Genomic DNA, 24,284 nt, shown 5'->3' on the forward strand with positions numbered 1-24,284 from the left:
AGGGCCTTGCAATGACTTAATGTCACCTCGCCAGCCTAGCAGACCGTCACTTAATCGCTTCGTACGTCAAATCCAGGCACTTGCGCGCCTTTTCCACCAGTTCGTCGATCTCGTCGCGGCTGATCACCAGGGGCGGCGCGATGATCATGGTGTCGCCCACCGCGCGCATCACCAGGCCGTTCTCGAAGCAATGGGTGCGGCAAATCATGCCCACGCCCTTGCCCTCGTAACGGCTGCGGGTCGCCTTGTCCTTGACCAGCTCGATCGCCCCCAGCAGGCCCAGGCCGCGTACCTCGCCCACCAGCGGGTGGTCCTGCAGCTCACGCAGACGTTTCTGCAAATACGGTGCCGTTTCAGTGCGGGCACGCTCGACGATCTTCTCGTCACGCAGGATGCGCAGGTTTTCCAGGCCCACCGCCGCCGCCACCGGGTGGCCGGAGTAGGTGAAGCCGTGGTTGAAATCGCCGCCCTCGCTGATCACCTTGGCCACTTTGTCACGCACGATCACACCGCCCATGGGGATGTAACCGGAGGTCAGGCCCTTGGCGATGGTCATCAGGTCGGGCTTGAGGTCGTAGTAGTCGGAGCCGAACCACTCGCCGGTGCGGCCGAAACCGCAGATCACTTCGTCGGCGACGAACAGGATGTCGTACTTCGCCAGAATTTCCTTGACCTTCGGCCAGTAGGTTTCAGGTGGGATGATGACCCCGCCGGCACCCTGAATCGGCTCGGCGATGAAGGCGGCGACGTTGTCCTCGCCGACTTCGAGAATCTTCTTCTCCAGCTGTTCGGCTGCCCACACACCGAATTCATCCGGGGTCATGTCGCCGCCTTCGCCGAACCAGTAAGGCTGCGGGATGTGCACGATGCCCGGGATCGGCAGGCCGCCCTGCTCGTGCATGCCGCTCATGCCGCCCAGGCACGCACCGGCGAAGGTGGAGCCGTGGTAGCCGTTGATGCGGCCGATGATGGTCTGCTTGTGCGGCTTGCCCTTGAGCGCCCAGTAGTGGCGGACCATGCGCAGCACGGTGTCGTTGCCTTCGGAGCCGGAGCCGGTAAAGAACACATGGGTCATGCCCTCGGGCGCCACGTCGGTGATCGCCTTGGCCAGCTCCAGCGCCGGCGGATGGGCGGTCTGGAAGAACAGGTTGTAGTACGGCAGTTCACGCATCTGCTTTTCTGCCGCCTGCACCAGCTCTTCACGGCCGTAACCGACCGCCACGCACCACAGGCCGGCCATGCCGTCGAGGATCTTGTGCCCCTCGCTGTCCCACAAATGCACACCCTGCGCCTTGGTAATGATGCGCGGCCCCTTCTCCTTCAGCTGCTTGTAGTCGCTGAAAGGTGCAAGGTGGTGCTCGCCGCTCAGGGTTTGCCATTCACGGGTTTGCGGGTTGTTGACGCTCATGTGCCTCTCCATTTTCCGGTGGCCGCCTGGCGGCGGCCTCAGGGTTGATCACACAGCAAACAGCAGGAACTCACGCTCCCAGGAGCTGATGACACGCTTGAAGTTCTCATGCTCGGCGCGCTTGGTGGCGACGTAGCCGGTGATGAATTTCTTGCCCAGGTACTGCACCAGCGCGCGGCTGTTCTCCATGCGCTCCAGGGCGTCCTCGATGGTCAGCGGCAGGCGCAGGTTGCGGCGTTCGTAGCCACGCCCCTGCACCGGCGCGCTGGCCTCGATGCCCTCGACCATGCCGATGTAGCCGCACAGCAAGCTGGCGGCGATGGCCAGGTAGGGGTTGGCGTCGGCGCCCGGCAGGCGGTTCTCGACCCGGCGGTTCTGCGGGCCGGCATCCGGCACGCGCAGGCCGACGGTGCGGTTCTCCTCGCCCCACTCGACGTTCACCGGCGCCGAGGTGTCGGGCAGGAAGCGGCGGAACGAGTTGACGTTGGGCGCGAACAGCGGCAACGCCTCGGGGATGAATTTCTGCAAGCCGCCGATGTGATGCAGGAACAGCTCGCTCATGCTGCCGTCGGCGTTGGAGAAGATGTTCTTGCCGGTGGCCACGTCGACCACGCTCTGGTGCAGGTGCATGGCGCTGCCCGGCTCGCCGGTCATGGGCTTGGCCATGAAGGTGGCGGCCACGTTGTGCTTGAGCGCTGCCTCGCGCATGGTGCGCTTGAACACCAGGATCTGGTCTGCCAGGTGCAGTGCGTCGCCGTGACGGAAGTTGATCTCCATCTGCGCCGTGCCGTCTTCATGGATCAGCGTGTCGAGGTCCAGTTGCTGCAGTTCGCACCAGTCGTAGACGTCCTCGAACAGCGGGTCGAATTCGTTGGCAGCTTCGATGGAGAACGACTGGCGCCCGGTTTCCGGGCGGCCGGAGCGGCCCACGGGCGGCTGCAACGGGAAGTCCGGGTCTTCGCTGCGCTTGGTCAGGTAGAACTCCATCTCCGGCGCGACGATCGGCTGCCAGCCCTTGTCGGAGTAAAGCTTGAGGACGCGCTTGAGCACGTTGCGCGGCGACAGCTCGACCGGGTTGCCCTTCTTGTCGTAGGTGTCGTGGATCACTTGGGCGGTCGGCTCGATGGCCCATGGCACCAGGAACACCGCCTTCTCGTCGGGGCGACAGATCATGTCGATGTCGGCCGGGTCGAGCAGGTCGTAATAGATGTCGTCGTCGACGTAGTCGCCGGTCACGGTCTGCAGCAGCACGCTCTCGGGCAGGCGCATGCCCTTCTCGGCGATGAACTTGTTGGTTGGCGAAATCTTGCCGCGGGTGATGCCGGTCAGGTCACTGATCAGGCATTCCACTTCGGTGATCTTGTGTTCTTTCAACCAATCGGTGAGCTGGTCGAGGTTGTTACTCATAAATACCTCAGGAGGTAATGTGGCCCGGACGATGGATACCGGCTGCCACTGACGCCTGGCGTCGGTCAAAGTCGGCGCGCACGGCGCCGAGGGGCCTGGACAGGCCCGCGCCTTGATTCTGGATGCTGTGCATGGCTAAAGCAAAAACCCCCGCGCAGGACGGCAATGGATACACTGCATAAATGCGTGACCACGATGGAAGCGAAGGGCAGATAGAAAGGAAGACGTGCAGTAAAACGTTACGAGGTATGGTTTTTTTGTGCGAACCGTCAATTATTGCGGCCAGTGCGGCGCCCCATTGATGCAGGCGTGCAATGACCGGACGGCAACCGGGAGATGTACCTGAACGCACCGTGCATGCGGCGCTGACAGGTCTCGACAGGCGGACCATGTGACCCTCGTATTATTGTGTTCTGGGTTGTGACCGAGCTTATCCTCGTTCATTTTTTTTCACAACCTCTCCGTAAAAAATAAAACACGCCCCGCTCGGGATAACCCTTCAGGACGAAAATAGCGGATAATGGCACGCCCCGATATGCAGCAAATCTGCCGTAGATGTGCCATTTAAGGGCATCATGGGGTTGGCTTGACTTCACCTGGTCTTTCCGATTGACTGGGGTTGCAAGCCCCCCTTGATTGATATTTTTAACAACAAAGGTGTTGCATCATGTCGGTACCCCCGCGTGCCGTTCAGCTTAACGAAGCGAACGCGTTCCTTAAGGAACATCCTGAGGTTCTCTACGTTGACCTTCTGATTGCAGATATGAATGGTGTGGTGCGCGGCAAGCGCATTGAGCGCACCAGCCTCCACAAGGTTTACGAGAAAGGCATCAACCTGCCTGCCTCCCTCTTCGCCCTGGATATCAACGGTTCGACCGTCGAAAGTACTGGCCTTGGGCTGGACATCGGCGATGCCGACCGCATCTGCTACCCCATCCCCGGCACCCTCTCCAATGAACCCTGGCAGAAGCGCCCGACCGCGCAGCTGCTGATGACCATGCACGAAATCGAAGGCGAACCGTTCTTCGCCGACCCGCGCGAAGTGCTGCGCCAGGTGGTGAGCAAGTTCACCGAGATGGGCCTGACCATCTGCGCCGCGTTCGAGCTGGAGTTCTACCTGATCGACCAGGAGAACGTGAACGGCCGTCCGCAGCCGCCACGCTCCCCTATCTCGGGCAAGCGCCCACAGTCGACACAGGTCTACCTGATCGACGACCTCGACGAATACGCCGACTGCCTGCAGGACATCCTCGAAGGCGCGAAAGAGCAAGGCATACCCGCCGACGCCATCGTCAAGGAAAGCGCCCCGGCACAGTTCGAAGTCAACCTGCACCACGTCGCCGACCCGCTCAAGGCCTGTGACTACGCGGTACTGCTCAAGCGCCTGATCAAGAACATCGCCTACGACCATGAAATGGACACCACCTTCATGGCCAAGCCCTACCCGGGCCAGGCAGGCAACGGCCTGCATGTACACATCTCCGTGCTGGACAAGGATGGCAACAACATCTTCACCAGCGAGGATCCCGAGCAGAACGCCGCGCTACGTCACGCTGTCGGCGGTGTGCTCGAGACCCTGCCCGCTTCGATGGCGTTCCTCTGCCCGAACGTCAACTCGTACCGCCGTTTTGGCGCGCAGTTCTACGTGCCGAACGCACCTAGCTGGGGCCTGGACAACCGTACCGTCGCCCTGCGCGTCCCAACCGGTTCGCCGGACGCAGTGCGCATCGAGCACCGCGTGGCCGGCGCCGACGCCAACCCATACCTGATGATGGCGGCCGTGCTGGCGGGTGTGCACCATGGCCTGACCAACAAGGTCGAGCCGGGTGAACCCATCGAAGGCAACTCGTACGAGCAGTTGGAGCAGAGCCTGCCGAACAACCTGCGCGATGCCCTGCGCGAGCTGGACGACAGCGAGATCCTCAACAAGTACATCGATCCGAAGTACATCGACATCTTCGTCGCGTGCAAGGAGAGCGAGCTGGAGGAGTTCGAGCACTCGATCTCCGACCTCGAGTACAACTGGTACCTGCATACCGTGTGAACGAAAACGCCGCCCCCAGGGGCGGCGTTTTTCATTGGACCATGGGTTGTCTGTACCGGCCCATTCGCCGGCAAAGCCGGCTCCTACAGGTCTACACCGCGCCTGTAGGAGCCAGCTTTGTCAGCCACCATTACAAAGATTTCTCGAAGATCTTCGAATTGCGCTGGTAGTTGTACAGCGAAGCCCGCGCCGCCGGCAGCCGCTCCACTTCGCTGGGCGAGAACCCACGTTCACGGAACCAGTGCGCGGTACGGGTCGTCAGCACGAACAGGGTGTTCAACCCCAGCACCCGCGCCCGAGTCTCGATACGTTCGAGCAGTTCGTCGCCACGCCCACCATGGCGGTACTCCGGGTTCACCGCCAGGCACGCCAGCTCCCCCGCCTCGGAATCGGCAATCGGGTACAACGCCGCGCAAGCGATGATCATGCCTTCGCGCTCGACCACGCTGAACTGCTCGATTTCCCGCTCCAGCACCTCGCGCGAACGGCGTACCAGGATGCCCTGCTCTTCCAACGGGCTGATCAGGTCCAGCAAGCCACCGACATCGTCGATGGTTGCCTCGCGCACCACTTCGAACTGTTCCTGGGACACCAGCGTACCGCCACCGCCACGGGTAAACAGCTCGGTCAGCAACGCGCCATCCTCGGCATAACTGACGATATGGCTGCGCGCCACGCCACCCTTGCAGGCCTCGGCGGCGGCATCGAGCAACTCGCCCTGATAATCACTGCCCAGGCGCAACAGATGCGGCGCCACCTGTTGCGGACGCAGTTCACGCACCAGTTGGCCCTGTTCGTCCAGCAGCCCGCGCTCGGCACCGAACAGCAGCAGCTTGTCGGCACCCAGCTCGATGGCGGCACGGGTGGCAACGTCCTCGCAGGCAAGGTTGAAGATTTCACCGGTCGGCGAATAGCCCAGTGGCGACAGCAACACGATGGAGCGCTCGTCGAGCAGGCGGTTGATACCCTTGCGGTCGACCCGGCGCACTTCGCCGGTATGGTGGTAATCGACCCCTTCCAGCACGCCGATCGGCCGCGCAGTCACCAGGTTGCCGGAGGCCACGCGCAAGCGCGAGCCCTGCATCGGCGAGGCCGCCATGTCCATCGACAGACGTGCCTCGATAGCCAGGCGCAGGGCACCGACTGCATCGATCACACAGTCCAGGGTGGCCGCATCGGTGATGCGCATGCCGCGATGGTAATGCGGGGTCAGGCCACGAGCAGCCAGGCGGCTTTCGATCTGGGGGCGCGAGCCATGTACCAGCACCAGGCGCACGCCAAGGCTGTGCAGCAGCACCAGGTCGTGGACGATATTGCCGAAGTTTGGATGTTCGACACCATCACCCGGGAGCATGACCACGAAGGTGCAGTCGCGATGGGCGTTGATGTAGGGGGAAGCATGGCGCAGCCAGTTGACGTAATCGGGCATGACAAGGCCTGTGGATAAGTGAACGGAGAACGAAAAGGCGCACAACGTTCGAAAGTCATCGTCGGAACAGGCTTGCGGTCACGCGCGGTCTCCTCTAATGGCAAAAACGAATCAGCTCAATGGACGTTTAGTTCAGGCAATAGTGCCGGATCAGGTCACGCAATAGACGCACGGTAGGCTCGATGCGTGACATTTCAAGGTATTCGCCAGGCTGGTGGGCGCAGGCGATGTCACCTGGGCCGAGCACGATGGTCTGGCAACCGAGCTGCTGAAGATAAGGCGCTTCGGTGCCAAAGGCCACCGCTTCGGCACGATGGCCGGTCAGGCGCTCGGCCAGCCGCACCAGTTCGCAGTCGGCGGCCTGCTCGAACGGCGGCACTTCAGGGAACAGCGGCGCATAGTCGATACGTACCCCATGGCGCTCCGCCAGCGGCTCCAGCTTGGCACGAATGGCGGCGCGCAGCGGCTCGACATCCATGCCCGGCAGCGGGCGCAGGTCGAACTCCAGGGCGCATTGGCCGCAGATGCGGTTGGGGTTGTCGCCACCGTGAATGCAACCGAAGTTCATGGTGGGTGTGGGCACGCTGAACTGCTGGTTGCGGTATTTCTCCTGCCAGCCGCGACGCAGGTCCATCAGCTCGCCCATCACGGCATGCATCGCTTCCATGGCACTGCGGCCCAGGTTCGGATCCGACGAATGACCGCTGCGCCCCAGTATGTCGATGCGATCCATCAGGATGCCCTTGTGCATGCGGATCGGCTTGAGCCCTGTCGGCTCGCCGATCACCGCTGCTCGCCCGAGCGGCTGGCCAGCTTCGGCCAGGGCCCGGGCGCCGGACATGGAGCTTTCCTCGTCGCAGGTGGCGAGGATCAGCAGCGGTTGCTTGAAGTCGTGCTCGAGCAGCGGGATCACGGCATCGATGACCAGGGCGAAGAAGCCTTTCATGTCGCAACTGCCCAGCCCCACCCAGCGGCCATCGACCTCAGTCAGTTTGAGCGGGTCGCTGCTCCACAGCTGAGGGTCGTAGGGCACGGTGTCGCTGTGCCCGGCCAGCACCAGGCCGCCCGGGCCGGTGCCACGGCTGGCCAGCAGGTTGAACTTGCCGGGGGTGACCTGCTGGATCTCGCAGGTGAAGCCAAGGTCGCCCAGCCAACCGGCCAACAGGTCGATGACCGGGCGATTGGACTGGTCCAGCGCGGGCTGGGTGCAACTGACCGAAGGGGCGGCGATCAGGGCGGCGAACTGGTCTTTCAGCGACGGCAACGGCATGCGCGGACTCCTCGACGGCATTGGAGGTCATCATAACAATGCAATCCCTGCGTGGAACAAGTGTCTCGCTGTGGAAGCTGGCCCTGCCATGCCGGGAATCGCCTGTAGGAGCGGGTTTACCCGCGATGGGCCGCAAAGCGGCCCCAAATCCGGCAGGGCACAGCCGACTCCTGTAGACTGCTCGCCAACGACGCCCCCTTCCCGAGCCCGCGATGCACAAAGAAACCGAACTCAAACTCCGCGCCAGCCGCGAGACCCTTGACGCCTTGCGCGAGCACCCGCTGCTGAAGAAGCGCAACAAGTCCGGCTGGCAGACCCGCGAGCTGCTCAACCAGTACTTCGACACCCCGGAACGCGAGCTCTCCGCCGCCCGCGTCGCCCTGCGCCTGCGCCGCGATGGCGAGGTCATCATCCAGACCCTCAAGTGCCGTGGCCAGAGCGTGGCTGGCCTGTCCGAGCGCAACGAGTACGAATGGCACCTGGACAAGGTCAAGCTCGACCTGAAGAAGCTCGACGCCACCTGCTGGCCAGAGCAACTGGCCGGCCTCGACAAGAAGACCATCAAGCCGCTGTTCACCACCGACTTCACCCGCGAATACGCTGAAATCGCCTGGGGCCGTGGCAAAGCCAAGGTGGTGATCGAGGCCGCGCTGGACAGAGGCTTCGTGATCGCCGGCAAGCGCAAGGAAGAAATCTGCGAGCTGGAGCTGGAGCTGCGTGAGGGCGCACCGGAAGCACTGCTTGAGCTGGCCGCCGAGCTGGCCGCCTCGCTGCCGCTGATGCCCTGCGACATCAGCAAGGCCGAGCGCGGCTACCGCCTGCTCGACCCGGACAGCTACGAGCTGGATCTGCCGCACACCGAACTGGACGCCGAGACTCCCCTGGACGACGCCTTCACCGCCCTGGCCTGGCAACTGCTGGGCAGCAGCCAGCGTCTGGCCGAGCAATTCCGCCACAACGGCCACTGGCGCCTGCTGCAGGACTGGGTGCGCTGCCTGGCTGAACTGCGCGCGCTCACCGGCAGCCTCGGCCAGGCCGCGCCACGCCCGACCACCCGCGCCCTGCGCAGCAGCCTCGACGCGCTGCTGGAAGACTGGCGCCCACTGGTACAGGCCGGCAACAACGACGAAGACATTCGCCGCGTCGCGCCCGAGCAATTCGCCGAAGAGCTTGAAGATGTGCGCTGGGGCCAGTTCTCCCTGGAGACTGCCAACTGGCTGAACGCCCGCGCCTGGACCGCCGAGCGCAAGGGCCGTGGCGAACGCCAAGGCAAGGCCCAACTGGCCAGTTGGCTGCAACACCAACTGGGCGAGGAAGCCCGGGCGCTGAAGCTGCCGCTGTACGTGCAACGCCCGGAAGACCTGGCCGAACAACTGCCACGCATCGAGTGCGTGCAGGCCTGGCTGCACCATGCGCGCCAGGTGTTGGACCTGCCACAGCTGGACCGCCTCTACGGTGAGCTGAACAAGCTGCACCAGCTGGCCGAACAGCCGCTGCAGGACGAGCAGAAGGACGAATTGCTGGAGGCCCGCATCGAGCAGGCCCGCGCCATTGAACAGAACCGCGCCTGGAAGTATCTGCTCAAGGCCTGAGGCCCCTTCGCCGGCAAGCCGGCTCCTACACCGTCCGTAGGAGCCGGCTTGCCGGCGAACCGCTGTTCAGCGCCCCAGCGGCAAGCTGGTGGTGCTCTTGATCTCCGACAGTGCCACGATCGAGTTCACTTCCTGGATCCCGGGCACATTCGACAACTTCTCGAAGAAGAAGCGTTCGTACGCCTCGATGTCCGACGTGACGATCCGCAGCAGAAAGTCCACCGCCCCCATCAGCACGTAGCACTCCAGCACTTCTGGAAACCCACGGATCGCTTCGGTGAACTCGGCGAAGTTCGAGCGGCCATGGGCATTGAGCTTCACCTCGGCGAAGATCTGCGTGTTCAAGCCCACCTTCTTGCGATCCAGCAAGGTCACCTGGCCTCGGATCACACCCTCTTCCTTCAAGCGCTGAATACGCCGCCAGCAAGGCGATTGCGACAACCCGACGCGCTCGGCGATCTGCGCGCTGGATAGCGAAGCATCCTCCTGCAGCAATTCGAGAATGCGTCGATCATAAGCATCCAGCTCGCTCTGCATAATTGATTCCTGATTCAGCTAGTTATGAAATTGAATTATTCGACCAAACGGCAAATTGAATAAATCATAGCGAAAAAATACCCCGTGCCCCGTGCAAGAATTTCACCACTTTCGCGGAGACCCGGCATGAACGCACTCGAACGCCCCCTCACCTCCCCTCGCGCCGACGCCTGGGCCGCCAACGCTACCCACAGCACCGTGCGCTACCGCCTGCAGGCTGAAGCCGAGCCAGACAGCCTGTGCCGCGTGCTCAACCTGTTCGCCCTGCAGTTCCTCACCCCGCACAGCGTGCAGGTCAGCCAGTGCGACGACCTGCTGGACATGCAGATCGGCATCGGCGGCCTGAGCTGGCACCGTGCCGAAGTGATCGCAAAAAAGTTGCGCAACCTGGTTTGCGTCAGTGAAGTCAGCCTGGAAAACCAACCACCACTGGCCGAAGTCGTTACGCGCTGAATGAGGCGTGCAAGATCCCGAAACCCTTTGCCGGTGCAGTCTTGATCGCCCCCGGCTAGCCTTGTCCACGCCATCGCTCGCCCGGCAGGGACGCCACCATGTTCGCCAACGCTACCCAAGACCTCGACCTCAACCGCCTGCTCGACGCCTTGCTAGCCGAGCATCGGCTCACTGCTGGCGATGCGCTGGAGGCGCTCGAACGGGCCAGGGCGTACCCCACCGACCATCCTCTGGAGCTGATCGCCGCACTCGGCCTGGCCGATCCGTTGCACCCCAGCCAGCCGCTTGACCTGAACGTGCTGTGCCACTGGCTGGCGGACCAGGTTGGTCTGCCGTTCCTGCACATCGACCCCCTGCAGGTCGACCTGGCCCGGGTGGCCGGCCTGATGTCCACCGGTTTCGCCCAACGTCACGGCATACTGCCCATCGCGGTGGACGCCGGCACCATCACGGTGGCCACTGCCCAGCCCTACCTGCGCGAATGGGAGGCCGAGCTCGCGCTCAGCTTGGGCAAGACGGTGTGCCGCGTGCTGGCCAGCCCCAGGCAGATCCGCCAACTGAGCCCGACGTTCTTCGGCCTGGCCCACTCCGTGCGTGGTGCCGGCGACCAGCCCTCGCCGGGCCTGGGTGAGCTGGAGCAACTGCTCGAAGTGGGCGCCAACCAGCCCCAGGCCAGTGCCGATGATGCCCACATCGTGCATATCGTCGACTGGATGCTGCAGTACGCCATCGAGCAACGAGCCAGCGATATCCACCTGGAGCCCCGCCGCGAGCAGGGCCACCTGCGCCTGCGCATCGACGGCCTGCTGCATCAGGTCTACAGTTTCCCGGCCAGCGTCACCCTGGCCATGGTCAGCCGTCTCAAGCATCTGGGGCGGATGAACGTTGCGGAAAAGCGCCGCCCGCAGGATGGGCGCCTGAAGAGCCGCTTGCCAGGCGGCACCGAGGCCGAGCTTCGCCTTTCCACCCTGCCCACGCCGTTCGGCGAAAAGCTGGTGCTGCGCCTGTTCGATCCACAACAGTTGCACGAAAACCTCGAAAGCCTGGGCCTTGACGGCCCAATGCTTGAGCAATGGCAAGCGCTGCTGCGCCAACGCCGGGGCATCCTCCTGGTAACCGGCCCCACCGGCTCAGGCAAGACCAGCACCCTCTACGCCAGCCTCAGGCACCTGGCCACCCCACAAGTGAACCTATGCAGCATCGAAGACCCCATCGAGCGCCTGGAGCCAACGATCAACCAGCTTCAAGTCCAACCCACGCTCGACCTGGGTTTCGCCAATGGCGTGCGCGCCCTGCTGCGCCAGGACCCAGACATCATCATGATCGGCGAGATCCGCGACCCGGAGACCGCCCAGGTGGCCGTGCAGGCCGCGCTGACCGGCCACCTGGTGCTGTCGACCCTGCACACCAACGATGCCTGCGGGGCGATCACCCGCCTGCAAGAGCTGGGCATCGCCGACTACCTGATCAAGGCCACCTTGAGCGGCGTCCTGGCCCAGCGCCTGGTGCGCACCCTTTGCCCGGCCTGTCACGGCAACCACCACACAAAGGCCTGCCATCAATGCCGTGGCACGGGTTACCACGGGCGCACCGGGCTGTTCGAGTTGCTGTCTGTCAGCCCGCGCCTGCGCGAATGGATCACCCCGTCCACTGACATTGCCGCGCTGCACCAACAAGCCGTTGCCGACGGCATGCGCGTCCTGCGGCGCTGTGCGCAGGACAAGATCGAGCGCGGCCTGACCAGCCAGGAAGAGGTACTGCGCGTCTGTGGATAACCAAGAAATCCCCTGTGTGGCCGGGAACTTGGCGCAGGGTCAGTGGATCAAACCGCCATCTCAACCGCCCTCATCCACCGAGGTGATTCAACATGCGTTTCAAAACAGCCATCGCAGCCACCATCCTGTTCTCGCTGCCCATTGGCTCCGCCATGGCCGACACGTTCTGGCGTAACGTCATTTCCTCCGGCGCCACCACCGCCTCGACCTACCTGACGTTCAAGGATCACAAGCTGATCGTCGCCGCCCAGGACGACGCCGGCAGCTTCGTCGCCAGCGAGGGTGCGATCCGCGGGCCATACCTGGAAGCTGCAATGCGCCAAGTGCGCGCGGACAACCCGGGCGTCCAGGCCAGTGACATGGAGCTGGCCAACGCGATCCTGGCCAAGAACGCCGTGGCCGAATAATCCCAACGCCCGGTAGGAGCGGCTTCAGCCGCGATCACCCGCGCAGCGGGTGCCAAGCCCGCGATGCCTGCATCGCGGCTGAAGCCGCCCCTACAACGAACAGCCCGCCTGATTAGCGATACGCCTCCACCGGCACACACGCACAGAACAGATTTCTGTCCCCATACACGTTGTCGACCCGGTTCACCGCCGGCCAGTACTTGTGCTGGCGCGCGTGAGCGCTGGGGGCGACGCCCTGCTCGATGCTGTAGGGCCGGTCCCACGGCGCCAGCACATCGGCCAGGGTATGCGGGGCATGCTTGAGCGGGTTGTCCTCAACTGGCCAGTTACCTTCCTGTACTTGACTGATTTCCGCGCGGATCGCCAACATCGCCTCGACGAACCGATCCAGCTCCGCCTTAGACTCGCTCTCGGTGGGCTCGACCATCAGCGTGCCTGGCACCGGGAACGACATGGTCGGTGCATGGAAGCCATAGTCCATCAGGCGCTTGGCCACATCCTCCTCGCTGATGCCGGTCAGCGCCTTGAGCGGGCGCAAATCGAGGATGCACTCGTGGGCCACACGCTCGTTGCGCCCGCGGTAGAGCACCGGGAAGGCATCGCGTAGCTGGCTGGCAAGGTAGTTGGCCGACAGGATCGCCACCTCGCTGGCGTCGGCCAGTTGCGGCCCCATCATGGCGATGTACATCCAGCTGATCGGCAAGATACTGGCACTGCCCCAGGGCGCGGCGCTGACCGCCGTCATGTTCGGGTCCAGGCCGGGCACCGGCACCACCGGGTGACTGGCGACGAACGGCTTGAGGTGGGCACGGATGCCGATCGGGCCCATGCCTGGGCCGCCACCGCCATGGGGGATGCAGAAGGTCTTGTGCAGGTTCATGTGCGACACGTCGGCACCGATATCGGCGGGCCGCGTCAGGCCGACCTGAGCATTGAGATTGGCACCGTCCATGTACACCTGGCCACCCTGCTGGTGCACCACCTCGCAGATCTCGCGGATGCCCTCTTCATACACACCATGGGTCGACGGGTAGGTGACCATCAGGCATGACAACCGATCACCGGCAGCCTGGGCCTTGGCCTTGAGGTCGTCGAAGTCGATGTTGCCGTGCTCGTCGCATTCGACGATCACCACGTCCATCCCCGCCATCTGCGCCGATGCCGGGTTGGTGCCATGGGCCGACGACGGGATCAGGCACAGGGTGCGCCTGGGCTGATGGCGGCTGCGGTGATAGCGGGTAATGGCCATCAGCCCTGCATACTCGCCCTGGGCGCCAGAGTTGGGCTGCATGCAGATGGCGTCGAACCCGGTGATCGCGCACAACCAGCGTTCCAGCTCGTCGATCATCAACTTGTAGCCCTTCATCTGGGTGAGCGGGGCGAACGGGTGTGGTTGAGAGAATGCCGGCCAAGTGATGGGGATCATCTCGCTGGTGGCATTGAGTTTCATGGTGCAGGAGCCCAGAGGGATCATCGACTGGTTCAGCGCCAGGTCCTTGTTCTCCAGTTGCTTGAGATAACGCAGCATCTCGGTTTCGCTGTGGTGCAGGTTGAATACCGGGTGCTGCAGGATAGGCGTGCGCCGTACCAGCGCCCCGGGGATGCCTTCGGGCAGCGCCTTCTGGTCCAGCTCGGCGATATCCAGCCCATGGTCGACACCGAGGAAGATGTCGAACAGCTTGTACACCGTCGCTTCGTCACAGGTTTCGTCCAGGCTGACACCCAGGTGCCCACGCCCGAGGATGCGCAGGTTGATACGCGCATCCTCAGCGCTGGTGATGATCGCTGCCTGGGTGCCACCGACGTCCAGCGTAAGGGTATCGAAGAAGTGCTGGTTGAGGCGTTTGATGCCCTTGGCCTCGAGCCCGGCGGCGAGGATGAAGGTCAGCCGGTGCACGCGCTGGGCGATGCGCTGCAGGCCTTCGGGGCCGTGGTAGACGGCGTAGAAGCCGGCAATGTTGGCCAGCAGCACCTGCGCCGTACAGATGTTGGAGTTGGCCTTCTCGCGGCGGATATGTTGCTCGCGGGTCTGCAGCGCCATGCGCAGCGCGGTGTTGCCACGGGCATCGCGGGACACACCGATGATGCGCCCGGGCATGGCCCGCTTGAAGTCGTCGCGGCAGGCGAAATAGGCGGCATGGGGCCCGCCGTAACCCATGGGCACGCCGAAGCGCTGGGTCGAACCGAGCACCACGTCCGCCCCCAGCTCGCCCGGTGGCGTGAGCACCACCAGGCTGAGGATGTCCGCGGCCACGCAAGCCAACGCTTGCTGGCTGTGCAACTGGTCGATGAGGGGACGCAGGTCACGCACTTCGCCGTGGGTGTCCGGGTACTGCAGCAAGGCCCCGAACACCTTGTGCTGGGCCAGGTTATCCACAGAATCGATGATCAGTTCGAAGCCGAAGCCCTCGGCGCGCGTCTTGAGCACCGATAGCGTCTGTGGATGGCAATGCTCGTCGACGAAAAAGCTGTTGCTCTTGCTGCGCGCCACGCGCTTGGCCAAGGCCATGGCTTCGGCGGCGGCGGTAGCCTCGTCGAGCAGCGAGGCGTTGGCCAGGGCCAAGCCGGTCAGGTCGATGACCATCTGCTGGAAATTCAGCAACGCCTCCAGACGCCCCTGGGCGATCTCCGGTTGATACGGCGTGTAGGCGGTGTACCAGCCCGGGTTCTCCAGTACGTTGCGCAGGATGACTGTGGGGGTGACGGTGGCGTGATAGCCCATGCCGATCAGGCTGGTCCACAGCTGGTTCTGCGCGGCGTAGCCAGCGAGCTTGTCGAGTGCGGCCTGTTCGTCGAGCGCTGGCGGCAAGTCGAGGGGACGGTTGAAGCGAATGCCGGGCGGCACCGTCTGTTCGATCAGCTCATCGCGGCTGGCGACACCCAGTGCCTCGAGCATGGCCTGCTGCTCCGGGCCGTCGGGGCCCAGGTGGCGACGCAGGAAAGGGTTGAGCTCTTGCAGTTGACTCAGGGATGGCGACTGGGACATGGCGACGATCTCTTCCTGGACCAGTTCTCTTGGAGACTTACAAGTCTAGGAAGGGATCGGGGATGTTGCGGGAAAACTTGTGAAACCTGTCCGCCAGCAAGGCTGGCTCCTACACGAACATGCGTCGCCCTTGTAAGAGCCAGCCTTGCTGGCGAACCACGATCACTCGCCGATCGCAGCCTTGTACCCGGCAGCATCCAGCAGCTTGTCCAACTCAGCCTTGTCGCTCGGCTTCAGCTTGAAGATCCATGCCTCGTAGGGTTCTTCGTTGAGCAGCTCCGGGCTGTCGGCCAGCTCGTCGTTGACCGCGATCACTTCGCCGCCCACCGGCGCGTAGATGTCCGAAGCAGCCTTGACCGACTCGACCACGCCCGCAGCGTCACCGGCCGCGAACACCTTGCCGACTTCGGCCAGTTCGACGAACACCACGTCACCCAGGGCTTGCTGGGCATGGTCGCTGATGCCCACGGTCACAGTGCCATCGGCTTCCAGGCGCGCCCATTCATGGCTTTCGGCAAAACGCAGGTCGGCGGGGATATTGCTCATGTCTTGTCTTCCTCGATTGGGTCAGCGGACGGCCCGCCGTTAATTGTTCAGATCAGGATCTTGCCGTGGCGCACGAAGGTTGGCTTGACCACCCGCACCGGATACCACTTGCCACGGATCTCCACCTCGGCACGATCACCGGTAGCCATGGGCACGCGCGCCAGGGCAATGGATTTGCTCAGCGTAGGTGAGAAACTACCACTGGTGATCTCCCCTTCGCCAATACCGGCTACGCGAACCACCTGATGGGCGCGCAACACGCCGCGCTCCTCGAGCACCAGGCCAACCAGTTTTTCGTTCACGCCCCGCTCGATTTCTGCCAGCAGGCCAGCGCGACCGATGAACTCGCGGCCAGCCGGCTCCCAGGCGACGCTCCAGCCAAGATTGGACGTAAGGGGTGTGTGGGTTTCGTCGATATCCTGGCCGTACAGGTTCATGCCGGCTTCCAGGCGCAGCGTGTCGCGGGCACCCAGGCCACTGGGGGCGATGCCCGCGCCGACCAGGTCGTTGAAGAAGGCCGGAGCCTGTTCGCCGGGGAGGATGATTTCGAGGCCGTCCTCGCCGGTGTAGCCCGTGCGGGCGATGAACCAGTCACCTTCGGCGAAGCCCTCGAACGGGCGCAATGCGCGGATCAGCGCGGCACGCGGCGCGCTGACCAGGGCGGCGACCTTTTCACGGGCTTGAGGGCCTTGAATCGCGAGGATCGCCAGCTCCGGGCGAGCGGTGAAACTGACCTTGAAGCCAGCGCTCTGCTGTTTCAACCATCTCAGCACCTTGTCGCGGGTGGCGGCGTTGGCCACCAGGCGATAACCCGCTTCGGTGCGGTAGGCGATCAGGTCGTCGATGACCCCACCTTCACCATTGAGCAACGGGCTGTACAGCGCCTTGCCGGGGCTTTCCAGGCGCGTCACGTCATTGGCGAGCAGATGTTGCAGCCAGGGTGTGGCGGCACAGCCTTCGATATCGATGACGGTCATGTGCGAGACATCGAAGACCCCACAGTCACTGCGCACCTGATGGTGCTCCTCGACCTGCGAGCCGTAGTGCAGGGGCATGTCCCAACCGCCGAAGTCGACCGTCTTGGCGCCAAGCGCCAGGTGCAGGTCATACAGAGGCGTACGCTGTCCCATGGGTTTCTCCTTCCGGGCGTGGCGAGGCGGCGGCGGGCGGCAATTGTTTATTGATCACCTGTTCTTGTAGGAACCACCGCTGCGAATGCCGCGCATTGTAGCCGCAAGGAAGCGCCCTGGCACCCTTATCGCCGAGGCCCCGGACGATGGGCCGAACGGCGAATAAGGCCGATCACCGGCAGCAAACCGACCAGCACCAAGGTCAATGCCGGCAGCGAAGCCCGCGCCCATTCACCCTCACTGGTCATCTCGAACACGCGCACGGCCAGAGTGTCCCAGCCGAACGGGCGCATCAGCAACGTGGCCGGCATTTCCTTGAGCACATCGACAAACACCAGCAATGCGGCGCTCAGGGCTCCGGGCACCAGCAACGGCAGATACACCTTGAAAAACAATCCTGGCCCGCCAACACCAAGGCTGCGCGATGCCTCCGGCAAGGAGGGGCGGATGCGCTCCAGGCTGCTTTCCAACGGCCCGTAGGCGACCGCGATGAAGCGCACCAGGTAGGCCAGCAGCAGCGCTGACAAGCTGCCCAGCAACAGCGGCTTGCCCGCCCCGCCCAGCCACTGCGACAGCGGTATCACCCACTGGTTGTCCAGGTAGCTGAACGCCAGCATGATCGACACGGCAAGCACCGAGCCGGGCACCGCGTAGCCCAGGTTGGCCAGCCCGACCCCGGCACGAATCCCCGTGGTGGGCGCCTGGCGGCGGGCGAAGGCCAGCAGCATGGCCACGCTGACGGTAATCAACGCGGCCATGCCGCCCAGATACAGGGTGTGCATGACCAGCCCGAAATAGCGCTCATCCAGGTCGTGCCGACCTCGCTGCCAGAACCACGCCAGCAGTTGCAGCAGCGGGATGACGAAGGCGCAGGCGAACACCAGCAGGCACCAGGCGCTGGCAGCGAACGCCTTGATACCGCGCAGGTGGTAAAGCGCCTGGCCACGTGGTCGTTCATGACCACTGCGGCTGGCACCCCGGGCACGGCGCTCGCCGTACAACACCAGAATGACCGCCAGCAACAGCAAGCTCGCCAGCTGCGCCGCGCTGGACAGGCTGAAGAAGCCGTACCAGGTCTTGTAGATCGCCGTGGTGAAGGTATCGAAGTTGAACACCGACACCGCGCCGAAATCGGCCAACGTTTCCATCAGCGCCAGGGCGATGCCCGCTCCGATGGCTGGGCGTGCCATGGGCAGGGCCACGCGCCAGAACGCTTGCAGGGGCGACAACCCAAGCACCCGCGCCGCCTCCATCAAGCCCTTGCCCTGGGCCAGGAACGCGGTGCGTGCCAGCAGGTAGACGTAGGGGTAGAACACCAGCACCAGCACCGTGATCACCCCGCCGGTGGCGCGCACCCGCGGCAGGCGCATGGGCCCGAACACTTCGCGCAGCGCCGTCTGCACGGGGCCGGCGAAATCCAGCAGGCCGACAAAGACGAACGCCAGCACATAGGCGGGGATGGCGAATGGGAGCATCAGTGCCCAGTCGAGCCAACGCCGGCCAGGGAACTCGCAAAGGCTGGTGAGCCAGGCCAGGCTCACACCCAGGACGGTCACGCCGATGCCCACGCCCGCTACCAGCGTGAGGGTGTTGCCCAGCAGGCGGCCCATCTGGGTGTCGAGCAGGTGCGACCAGATCTGCGTGTCGACCGACTGCCATGAGATCAGCAGGATGCTCAGCGGCAGCAGGACCAGGGCAGCGGTGAGGAAGACCGGGAGGTACCAGCGGCGTTGGAGGGTATGGGGCAATGCAGGAGTCTCGGTTGCAGGTGGCGACCGCTGCGCGGTCGTTCGCGGCTGAAGCCGCTCCTACAAGGGACTGTGCAATCCCCCTGTAGGAGCGGCTTCAGCCGCGAGAGGCCCTTGAAGGCCCCGAAAGGATAAGCCGTGAAGCTCAGTTCCAGCCAGCCCGATCCATCAAGCGAATGGCCTCGGCCTGGCGCTTACCGGCTACTTCCACTGGAATGCTGTCGGCCTTGAAGCTACCCCACGCCGCCACTTCCTCCGACGGCTTGACCTTCGGGTTGGCCGGGAACTCCTGGTTGATGTCGGCGAACAGTTTCTGCGCCTCTTCGCCAGTCATCCACTCAACCAGTTTCTTTGCCGCCTCCGGGTGCGGCGCATGCTTGGTCAGGCCGATGCCCGACAGGTTGACATGCACGCCACGGTCGCCTTGGTTGGGCCAGAACAGTTTCACCGGCAGGTTCGGCTTCTCCTTGTGCAGGCGGCCGTAGTAGTAGGTGTTGACGATGCCCACGTCGCACTGGCCGGCGGCGATGGCCTGGAGCAATGCGGTGTCGTCGGAGAACACGTCGGTGGAGAGGTTGTTGACCCAGCCCTTGACCAGCTTCTCGGTCGCGGCCTCGCCGTGGTTCTCGATCAGGGTGGCGGTCAGCGACTGGTTGTAGACCTTCTTCGCCGTGCGCAGGCACAGGCGACCTTCCCAGTTCTTGTCGGCCAGGGCCTCGTAGGTGCTCAGCTCGGACGGCTTGACCCGTTCGGTGGAGTAGACGATGGTCCGCGCGCGCAGGCTCAGGCCGGTCCAGTCATGGGACGAGGCGCGGTACTGCGAAGGGATATTCTGGTCGATGATGTCCGACTTGATCGGCTGCAGGATGCCCATCTGCTCGGCCTGCCAGAGGTTGCCGGCATCGACGGTGAGCAGCAGGTCGGCCACGCCGTTCTCGCCCTCGGCCTTGATGCGCTGCATCAGCGGGGCTTCCTTGTCGGTGATGAACTTGATCTTCACCCCGGTCTTGGCGGTATAGGCGTCGAATACCGGCTTGATCAGCTCGTCGATGCGCGAGGAGTACACCACCACTTCATCCGCCGCCTGGGCGGTGCCGCCGAACAACGTGAGGGCCAGGGCGGCCAGTAGGGGCTTGCGGGATAACATTCGGAGCACTCCTCGCTGAGTTGAGAGGTGCAAATGGTAGTGGTTCCCATTTTACGACTCATCTGCCGAGCGGTTACCGGATGTTGCAAAGTGCCCGTTCGCCGGCCAGCCGGCTCCTACGGACGGTGTAGAAACCGGCTGGCCGGCGAACCTTCAAGCCCGCGCCAGCTCCGGCAGGTCCCCGGACAGCCCCAGCGCCTGGCGCACGAACAACGCTTTGGCCTCGGGTATCTGCTCCACCAGCTTCAATCCACTATTGCGCAACCAGCGCAGCGGCAACGGATTGGCCTGGAACAACCGCTCGAAACCCTCCATCGCCGCCATCAACGCCAGGTTGTGCGGCATCCGCCGACGCTCGAAACGGCTCAGCACCTTCACATCGGCCAAGCGTTCGCCACGTTCACAGGCCCGCACCAACTCTTCGGCCAGCACGGCGGCATCGAGGAAGCCCAGGTTGACCCCCTGCCCCGCCAGCGGGTGAATGGTATGGGCCGCGTCGCCGATCAGCGCCAGCCCTTCCTCCACGTAGCGTTTGGCGTGGCGCTGGCGCAGCGGCACGCAGACCCTTGGGTCGGCCTGCAACACCCCGCCCAGGCGGCCCTCGAAGGCACGCTCCAGCGCCTTGCAGAACGCCTCGTCGCCCATCGCCATGGCCTGCTCGGCCTGCTCCGGCGTGGTCGACCAGACGATCGAGCACCAATCCTGCCGGCCATCGCGATCGAGCGGCAGGAAGGCCAGCGGGCCTTCGTCGGTGAAGCGCTGCCAGGCGGTGCCCCGGTGTGCCTCGCTGCAACGCACGCTGGTGACGATGGCGTGGTGCAGGTAATCCCATTCACGGGTCTGGCAACCCGCCAGGCGCCGCACCGCCGAGTTGGCGCCATCGGCGGCGATCACCAGCGGTGCACGCAGTTGGCGGCCATCGGCCAGGGTCAGCAGCCATTCGTCACCGGACCGGCGCAGTTGTTCCAGGCGGGCGTTGGGCAGCAGGCCGACATCGCTGTCGTGCAGGCGCTCCAGCAGGCCGTCCTGGACGACGCGGTTCTCGACGATATGGCCCAGCACCTGCGCATGCACGCTGGCCGCCGAGAAATGGATCTCGCCGGTGCCACTGCCATCCCACACACGCATGTCCGAATACGGCGAGACGCGCCGCCGGGCAATGCCCTCCCAGGCCCCCACACGTTCGAGGATACGCTGGCTGGCCGCCGACAGGGCGCTGACTCGCGGCTCGAACGCCGCGTCGCTATCGAAGGGTTTGACCGACAGCGGGCCGCCGTCGAGCAGGAGGACTTCCAAGCCGCTGTGGCGCAAGGCCAGGGCCAGGGCGCTGCCGACCATACCGGCACCGACAATCAACAGATCCGCGCGCATTTCCATGCCTTACGCCTGCCTCGCTTGCGGCTTGAGCCGCACGTATAGGGTTTTGTCGACCCGCGCCACCAGCTCGCCGGTGCCGTCACGGATCTCCACCTGCAGCCGGGGCAGGTATTTCTTGCCGCTGGCGGTCTGCTGGCGGATGTCGTCCAGCAGCGCGTCGTCGACGTGCAGTTCGGCATATACCGGGCCTTTGCCCGGCGAGATGAAATCGATACTGGCAGCCTTGTCCCAGACGATGTATTCGCGCCCCAACTGCTCGATCAGTAGCAGCATGTAGAACGGGTCGACCATCGAGTACAGGCTGCCGCCGAACTGGGTGCCGACGTAGTTGCGATTCCACCGCGTCAGCTTCATGCGCACCTTGACACGGCGCATGTCCGGGCTGATTTCCTGGATATGGATGCCGGCGCCGAGGTAGGGCGGGTAGAAGTTCAACAGCCAGCGCAGCATGCGGGCCCGCCGCGCGAGCTTGCGAGGGTCGCTCATGCCTGGCCTCGTGGGTCGGGGCGTGTACCCAGGCCCATGGCCTGGCGGGCGAACCAGCGTTTTGCGGGTGGCAGCAAGTCAAGGCCGAGCAGGCCGATATTTCGTCCGGCAGCCATCAAAGGCTGGTTGCTGCCAAACAAGCGAGTGACCTGGTCAGAGAAGCCGATGGTCATCGCCTGGTCGAGGCGCTGGCGTTTCTGGTAGACCTGCAACGTGGCCAGGTCGCCGAGTTGCTGCGGGCCGGCCAGCAACGCATCGGCCAGCGACTGCACATCGCGCAGCGACAGGTTGAAACCCTGGCCGGCAATCGGGTGCAGACTGTGGGCGGCGTTGCCCAGCACCACCAGGTGCGGGCGCACCTGCTCCTCGGCCTCGACCAGCGCCAGCGGATACAGATGGCGGGCGCCCACCTGCCGCAGCGCGCCCAGGCGATAGCCAAAAGCGTGCTGCAGCTCGCGCAGGAAACTGCGCTCGTCGAGTTCGGCCAGGCGCTTGGCGTCCATCCCCTGGCGGGTCCAGACCAATGCACAGCGGTTTTCGGATAGCGGCAGCAACGCCATCGGGCCTTGCTCGGTGAAGCGCTCAAAGGCTTGCCCGCCGTGGGCCTCGCCAGGAGAGATGTTGGCGATCAGCGCGCTCTGGTCATAGGGCGTGCGGCGCACATGGATGCCCAACTGCTCGCGCAGGCCAGAGCGACCGCCATCGGCCAGTACGGCCAGGTCGCATTCAAGAGAGGTGTCATCGTCCAGTTGCAGGCGATAACCACCGGCAATGGCCTGCATGGCTTTCACTTCAGCCGGGCAACGCCAGCTGATCACCTCACTGTCGATGGCCTGCCACAGGCACTGGCCGAGCCAGGCGTTTTCCACCACATAGCCGAGTGCCGGCACGCCCTCCTCGCTGGCGTCCAGGCGCGTGGCACCAAAGCGGCCACGGTCGGAAACCTGGATTTGCAGGATCGGTTCGGCACGACGGCTGATGGCCTGCCACAACCCCAACTGTTCGTAGATTTGCCGGGTGCCATAGGAAAGCGCCGAGGAGCGCGCGTCGTAGCTGGGCTGGAAGCTGTCGCCCGGGGCGAACGGCTCGATCAGCAGGATCTTCCAGCCGCGCGCCTTGGCCGCGGCCTGCAGGGTCAACGCCAGGCTGGCACCCACCAAGCCGCCACCGATGATCGCCAGATTGACCCGGCTCATGCGGCGTCCTCGCGGGCACCGAGCATCAACGCCTCGATGTCGGCGACGGTCTTGGGCACGCCTGAAGTAAGGATTTCACAACCTTGCCTGGTGACTACCACGTCGTCCTCGATCCTTACGCCGATGCCGCGCCATTTCTTCGCGACGTTCTGGTTGTCGGCGGCAATGTAGATGCCGGGTTCAACGGTCAGCGCCATGCCCGGCTCGAGCACCCGCCACTGGCCACCGACCTTGTATTCGCCCACGTCGTGCACGTCCATGCCCAGCCAGTGCCCGGCACGGTGCATGTAGAAGGCGCGATGGGCTTCGCTGTCGATCAGCGCCTGCACCTCGCCCTTGAGCAGGCCCAGCGCCACCAAGCCTTCGGTGATCACCCGCACGGTCGCCTCGTGGGCGTGGTTCCAGTGCTTGCCTGGGGCGATCACCTCGAACGCGGCCTCCTGGGCCTTGAGCACCAGCTCGTAGATGGCCTTCTGCTCCGGCGAGAAGCGCCCGCTGACCGGGAAGGTGCGGGTGATATCGCTGGCGTAGCAGTCGATCTCGCAGCCGGCGTCGATCAGCACCAGGTCACCGTCCTTGAGCGGCGCGTCGTTCTGCTGGTAATGCAGGATGCAGCTGTTGCGCCCGGCCGCGACGATCGAGCCGTAGGCCGGCATCTTCGCTCCGCCCTTGCGGAATTCGTAGTCGAGCTCGGCTTCCAGGCTGTACTCGTGCAACCCCGGGCGACACGCCTGCATGGCCCGGACGTGGGCGCGGGCGGAGATTGCCGCGGCCTCGCGCATCACCTTCACTTCCGCCGCCGATTTATACAGGCGCATGTCGTGCAGCAGATGATCCAGGGCAACGAACTCGTTCGGCGGCTGGGCACCGAGGCGGGCCTTCGAACGGATCACGTTGATCCAGTCCATTAGCCGCCGGTCGAACTCGGCATTGCTGCCCATCGCACTGTACACCCGCTCACGCCCTTCGATCAGGCCGGGCAGGATCTCGTCGATGTCGGTGATGGGGAACGCGTCGTCGGCGCCGAAGTCGCGCATCGCGCCTTCCTGGCCGGCGCGCAGGCCATCCCATTGCTCGCGCTCAGGGTTGCGCTCACGGCAGAACAGCACGTATTCACCGTGCTCGCGGCCGGGGATCAACGCGATCACCGCCTCGGGCTCGGGGAAGCCGCTGAGGTACTGGAAGTCGCTGTCCTGGCGATAGACGTGTTCGACGTCGCGGTTGCGGATGGCGACTGCGGCCGCTGGCAGGATGGCGATACTGTTGGGGACCATCTGCGCCATCAGCGCCTTGCGCCGACGGGCGTACTCCGCCTTGGGTATGTGGCTCATGGGCAAACGACCCCG

19 protein-coding genes are annotated in these 24,284 nt (G+C 64.3%); 5 read left to right on the plus strand and 14 right to left on the minus strand.

Annotation, left to right across the window (positions count from 1 at the left end):
- Positions 1-46: 46 nt before the first annotated feature.
- A complete protein-coding gene (locus IM733_RS18320; protein ID WP_248917919.1) occupies positions 47-1,408 on the minus strand; it encodes an aspartate aminotransferase family protein in 1,362 nt (453 codons plus the stop codon).
- 48 nt (positions 1,409-1,456) lie between these two features.
- A complete protein-coding gene (locus IM733_RS18325) occupies positions 1,457-2,815 on the minus strand; it encodes a glutamine synthetase family protein (RefSeq protein WP_011536276.1) in 1,359 nt (452 codons plus the stop codon).
- 667 nt (positions 2,816-3,482) lie between these two features.
- On the opposite strand from IM733_RS18325, the gene IM733_RS18330 reads away from it, so the two are divergent.
- Positions 3,483-4,859 carry a glutamine synthetase family protein gene (locus tag IM733_RS18330; protein WP_217867911.1) on the plus strand — a complete coding sequence of 459 codons (1,377 nt, stop codon included), beginning with the start codon at positions 3,483-3,485 and terminating at the stop codon, positions 4,857-4,859.
- A 130-nt stretch (positions 4,860-4,989) separates the two neighbouring features.
- On the opposite strand, the gene argA is transcribed toward IM733_RS18330, so the two are convergent.
- Both argA and argE read right to left on the minus strand, forming a co-directional pair.
- Positions 4,990-6,288 carry an amino-acid N-acetyltransferase gene (argA, locus tag IM733_RS18335; protein ID WP_248917920.1) on the minus strand — a complete coding sequence of 433 codons (1,299 nt, stop codon included), beginning with the start codon at positions 6,286-6,288 and terminating at the stop codon, positions 4,990-4,992.
- A 127-nt stretch (positions 6,289-6,415) separates the two neighbouring features.
- Entirely contained in the window at positions 6,416-7,558 is a 1,143-nt protein-coding gene (gene argE, locus IM733_RS18340) for an acetylornithine deacetylase (protein ID WP_248917921.1), read from the minus strand.
- Positions 7,559-7,770: 212 nt separating this feature from the next.
- Here argE and IM733_RS18345 point away from each other — a divergent pair, with 212 nt between their 5' ends.
- Entirely contained in the window at positions 7,771-9,150 is a 1,380-nt protein-coding gene (locus IM733_RS18345) for an inorganic triphosphatase (protein WP_248917922.1), read from the plus strand.
- A 66-nt stretch (positions 9,151-9,216) separates the two neighbouring features.
- Here IM733_RS18345 and IM733_RS18350 read toward each other — a convergent pair whose 3' ends face one another.
- Positions 9,217-9,687, minus strand: coding sequence for an Lrp/AsnC family transcriptional regulator (locus IM733_RS18350; protein WP_011536281.1), 471 nt, complete (start codon positions 9,685-9,687; stop codon positions 9,217-9,219).
- A 126-nt stretch (positions 9,688-9,813) separates the two neighbouring features.
- On the opposite strand from IM733_RS18350, the gene IM733_RS18355 reads away from it, so the two are divergent.
- From IM733_RS18355 to IM733_RS18365, 3 genes are all read left to right on the plus strand, one after another.
- Complete coding sequence (locus IM733_RS18355) at positions 9,814-10,140, plus strand: hypothetical protein (RefSeq protein ID WP_248917923.1); 327 nt, start codon at positions 9,814-9,816, stop codon at positions 10,138-10,140.
- A gap of 98 nt (positions 10,141-10,238) precedes the next feature.
- Complete coding sequence (locus IM733_RS18360; RefSeq protein WP_248917924.1) at positions 10,239-11,915, plus strand: GspE/PulE family protein; 1,677 nt, start codon at positions 10,239-10,241, stop codon at positions 11,913-11,915.
- Positions 11,916-12,007: 92 nt separating this feature from the next.
- Positions 12,008-12,322, plus strand: coding sequence for a DUF2388 domain-containing protein (locus IM733_RS18365; protein WP_248917925.1), 315 nt, complete (start codon positions 12,008-12,010; stop codon positions 12,320-12,322).
- A 112-nt stretch (positions 12,323-12,434) separates the two neighbouring features.
- On the opposite strand, the gene gcvP is transcribed toward IM733_RS18365, so the two are convergent.
- The 9 genes from gcvP to pepP all read right to left on the minus strand — a co-directional run bounded on the left by gcvP (position 12,435) and on the right by pepP (position 24,269).
- Positions 12,435-15,308 (minus strand): aminomethyl-transferring glycine dehydrogenase, encoded by a 2,874-nt coding sequence (gene gcvP, locus IM733_RS18370; RefSeq protein WP_248917926.1) that lies wholly within the window; start codon positions 15,306-15,308, stop codon positions 12,435-12,437.
- 162 nt (positions 15,309-15,470) lie between these two features.
- Positions 15,471-15,854 carry a glycine cleavage system protein GcvH gene (gene gcvH, locus IM733_RS18375; protein WP_248917927.1) on the minus strand — a complete coding sequence of 128 codons (384 nt, stop codon included), beginning with the start codon at positions 15,852-15,854 and terminating at the stop codon, positions 15,471-15,473.
- A 47-nt stretch (positions 15,855-15,901) separates the two neighbouring features.
- Entirely contained in the window at positions 15,902-16,984 is a 1,083-nt protein-coding gene (gcvT, locus tag IM733_RS18380; RefSeq protein WP_248917928.1) for a glycine cleavage system aminomethyltransferase GcvT, read from the minus strand.
- Positions 16,985-17,109: 125 nt separating this feature from the next.
- Entirely contained in the window at positions 17,110-18,732 is a 1,623-nt protein-coding gene (locus IM733_RS18385) for an ABC transporter permease (protein WP_248917929.1), read from the minus strand.
- 145 nt (positions 18,733-18,877) lie between these two features.
- Entirely contained in the window at positions 18,878-19,879 is a 1,002-nt protein-coding gene (locus IM733_RS18390) for an extracellular solute-binding protein (protein ID WP_248917930.1), read from the minus strand.
- A 153-nt stretch (positions 19,880-20,032) separates the two neighbouring features.
- Positions 20,033-21,250 carry a 2-octaprenyl-3-methyl-6-methoxy-1,4-benzoquinol hydroxylase gene (locus IM733_RS18395; RefSeq protein WP_248921196.1) on the minus strand — a complete coding sequence of 406 codons (1,218 nt, stop codon included), beginning with the start codon at positions 21,248-21,250 and terminating at the stop codon, positions 20,033-20,035.
- 9 nt (positions 21,251-21,259) lie between these two features.
- Complete coding sequence (locus IM733_RS18400) at positions 21,260-21,742, minus strand: DUF4442 domain-containing protein (RefSeq protein ID WP_248917931.1); 483 nt, start codon at positions 21,740-21,742, stop codon at positions 21,260-21,262.
- Complete coding sequence (ubiH, locus tag IM733_RS18405) at positions 21,739-22,938, minus strand: 2-octaprenyl-6-methoxyphenyl hydroxylase (protein WP_248917932.1); 1,200 nt, start codon at positions 22,936-22,938, stop codon at positions 21,739-21,741. The genes IM733_RS18400 and ubiH overlap by 4 nt, the downstream gene beginning before the upstream one ends.
- Positions 22,935-24,269 (minus strand): Xaa-Pro aminopeptidase, encoded by a 1,335-nt coding sequence (pepP, locus tag IM733_RS18410; protein WP_248917933.1) that lies wholly within the window; start codon positions 24,267-24,269, stop codon positions 22,935-22,937. Before pepP ends, ubiH begins: the two co-directional genes overlap by 4 nt.
- Positions 24,270-24,284 lie beyond the last annotated feature (15 nt).

This window comes from Pseudomonas entomophila (genome assembly GCF_023277925.1).
Classification (GTDB): Bacteria; Pseudomonadota; Gammaproteobacteria; order Pseudomonadales; family Pseudomonadaceae; genus Aquipseudomonas; species Aquipseudomonas entomophila_D.

What these genes read in the sequence shown, in the direction of transcription:
- IM733_RS18320 (WP_248917919.1), bottom strand. Translation starts at nt 1,408, where the DNA reads ATGAGCGTCAACAACCCGCAAACCCGTGAATGGCAAACCCTGAGCGGC.
- IM733_RS18325 (WP_011536276.1), bottom strand. Translation starts at nt 2,815, where the DNA reads ATGAGTAACAACCTCGACCAGCTCACCGATTGGTTGAAAGAACACAAG.
- IM733_RS18330 (WP_217867911.1), top strand. Translation starts at nt 3,483, where the DNA reads ATGTCGGTACCCCCGCGTGCCGTTCAGCTTAACGAAGCGAACGCGTTC.
- argA (WP_248917920.1), bottom strand. Translation starts at nt 6,288, where the DNA reads ATGCCCGATTACGTCAACTGGCTGCGCCATGCTTCCCCCTACATCAAC.
- argE (WP_248917921.1), bottom strand. Translation starts at nt 7,558, where the DNA reads ATGCCGTTGCCGTCGCTGAAAGACCAGTTCGCCGCCCTGATCGCCGCC.
- IM733_RS18345 (WP_248917922.1), top strand. Translation starts at nt 7,771, where the DNA reads ATGCACAAAGAAACCGAACTCAAACTCCGCGCCAGCCGCGAGACCCTT.
- IM733_RS18350 (WP_011536281.1), bottom strand. Translation starts at nt 9,687, where the DNA reads ATGCAGAGCGAGCTGGATGCTTATGATCGACGCATTCTCGAATTGCTG.
- IM733_RS18355 (WP_248917923.1), top strand. Translation starts at nt 9,814, where the DNA reads ATGAACGCACTCGAACGCCCCCTCACCTCCCCTCGCGCCGACGCCTGG.
- IM733_RS18360 (WP_248917924.1), top strand. Translation starts at nt 10,239, where the DNA reads ATGTTCGCCAACGCTACCCAAGACCTCGACCTCAACCGCCTGCTCGAC.
- IM733_RS18365 (WP_248917925.1), top strand. Translation starts at nt 12,008, where the DNA reads ATGCGTTTCAAAACAGCCATCGCAGCCACCATCCTGTTCTCGCTGCCC.
- gcvP (WP_248917926.1), bottom strand. Translation starts at nt 15,308, where the DNA reads ATGTCCCAGTCGCCATCCCTGAGTCAACTGCAAGAGCTCAACCCTTTC.
- gcvH (WP_248917927.1), bottom strand. Translation starts at nt 15,854, where the DNA reads ATGAGCAATATCCCCGCCGACCTGCGTTTTGCCGAAAGCCATGAATGG.
- gcvT (WP_248917928.1), bottom strand. Translation starts at nt 16,984, where the DNA reads ATGGGACAGCGTACGCCTCTGTATGACCTGCACCTGGCGCTTGGCGCC.
- IM733_RS18390 (WP_248917930.1), bottom strand. Translation starts at nt 19,879, where the DNA reads ATGTTATCCCGCAAGCCCCTACTGGCCGCCCTGGCCCTCACGTTGTTC.
- IM733_RS18395 (WP_248921196.1), bottom strand. Translation starts at nt 21,250, where the DNA reads ATGCGCGCGGATCTGTTGATTGTCGGTGCCGGTATGGTCGGCAGCGCC.
- IM733_RS18400 (WP_248917931.1), bottom strand. Translation starts at nt 21,742, where the DNA reads ATGAGCGACCCTCGCAAGCTCGCGCGGCGGGCCCGCATGCTGCGCTGG.
- ubiH (WP_248917932.1), bottom strand. Translation starts at nt 22,938, where the DNA reads ATGAGCCGGGTCAATCTGGCGATCATCGGTGGCGGCTTGGTGGGTGCC.
- pepP (WP_248917933.1), bottom strand. Translation starts at nt 24,269, where the DNA reads ATGAGCCACATACCCAAGGCGGAGTACGCCCGTCGGCGCAAGGCGCTG.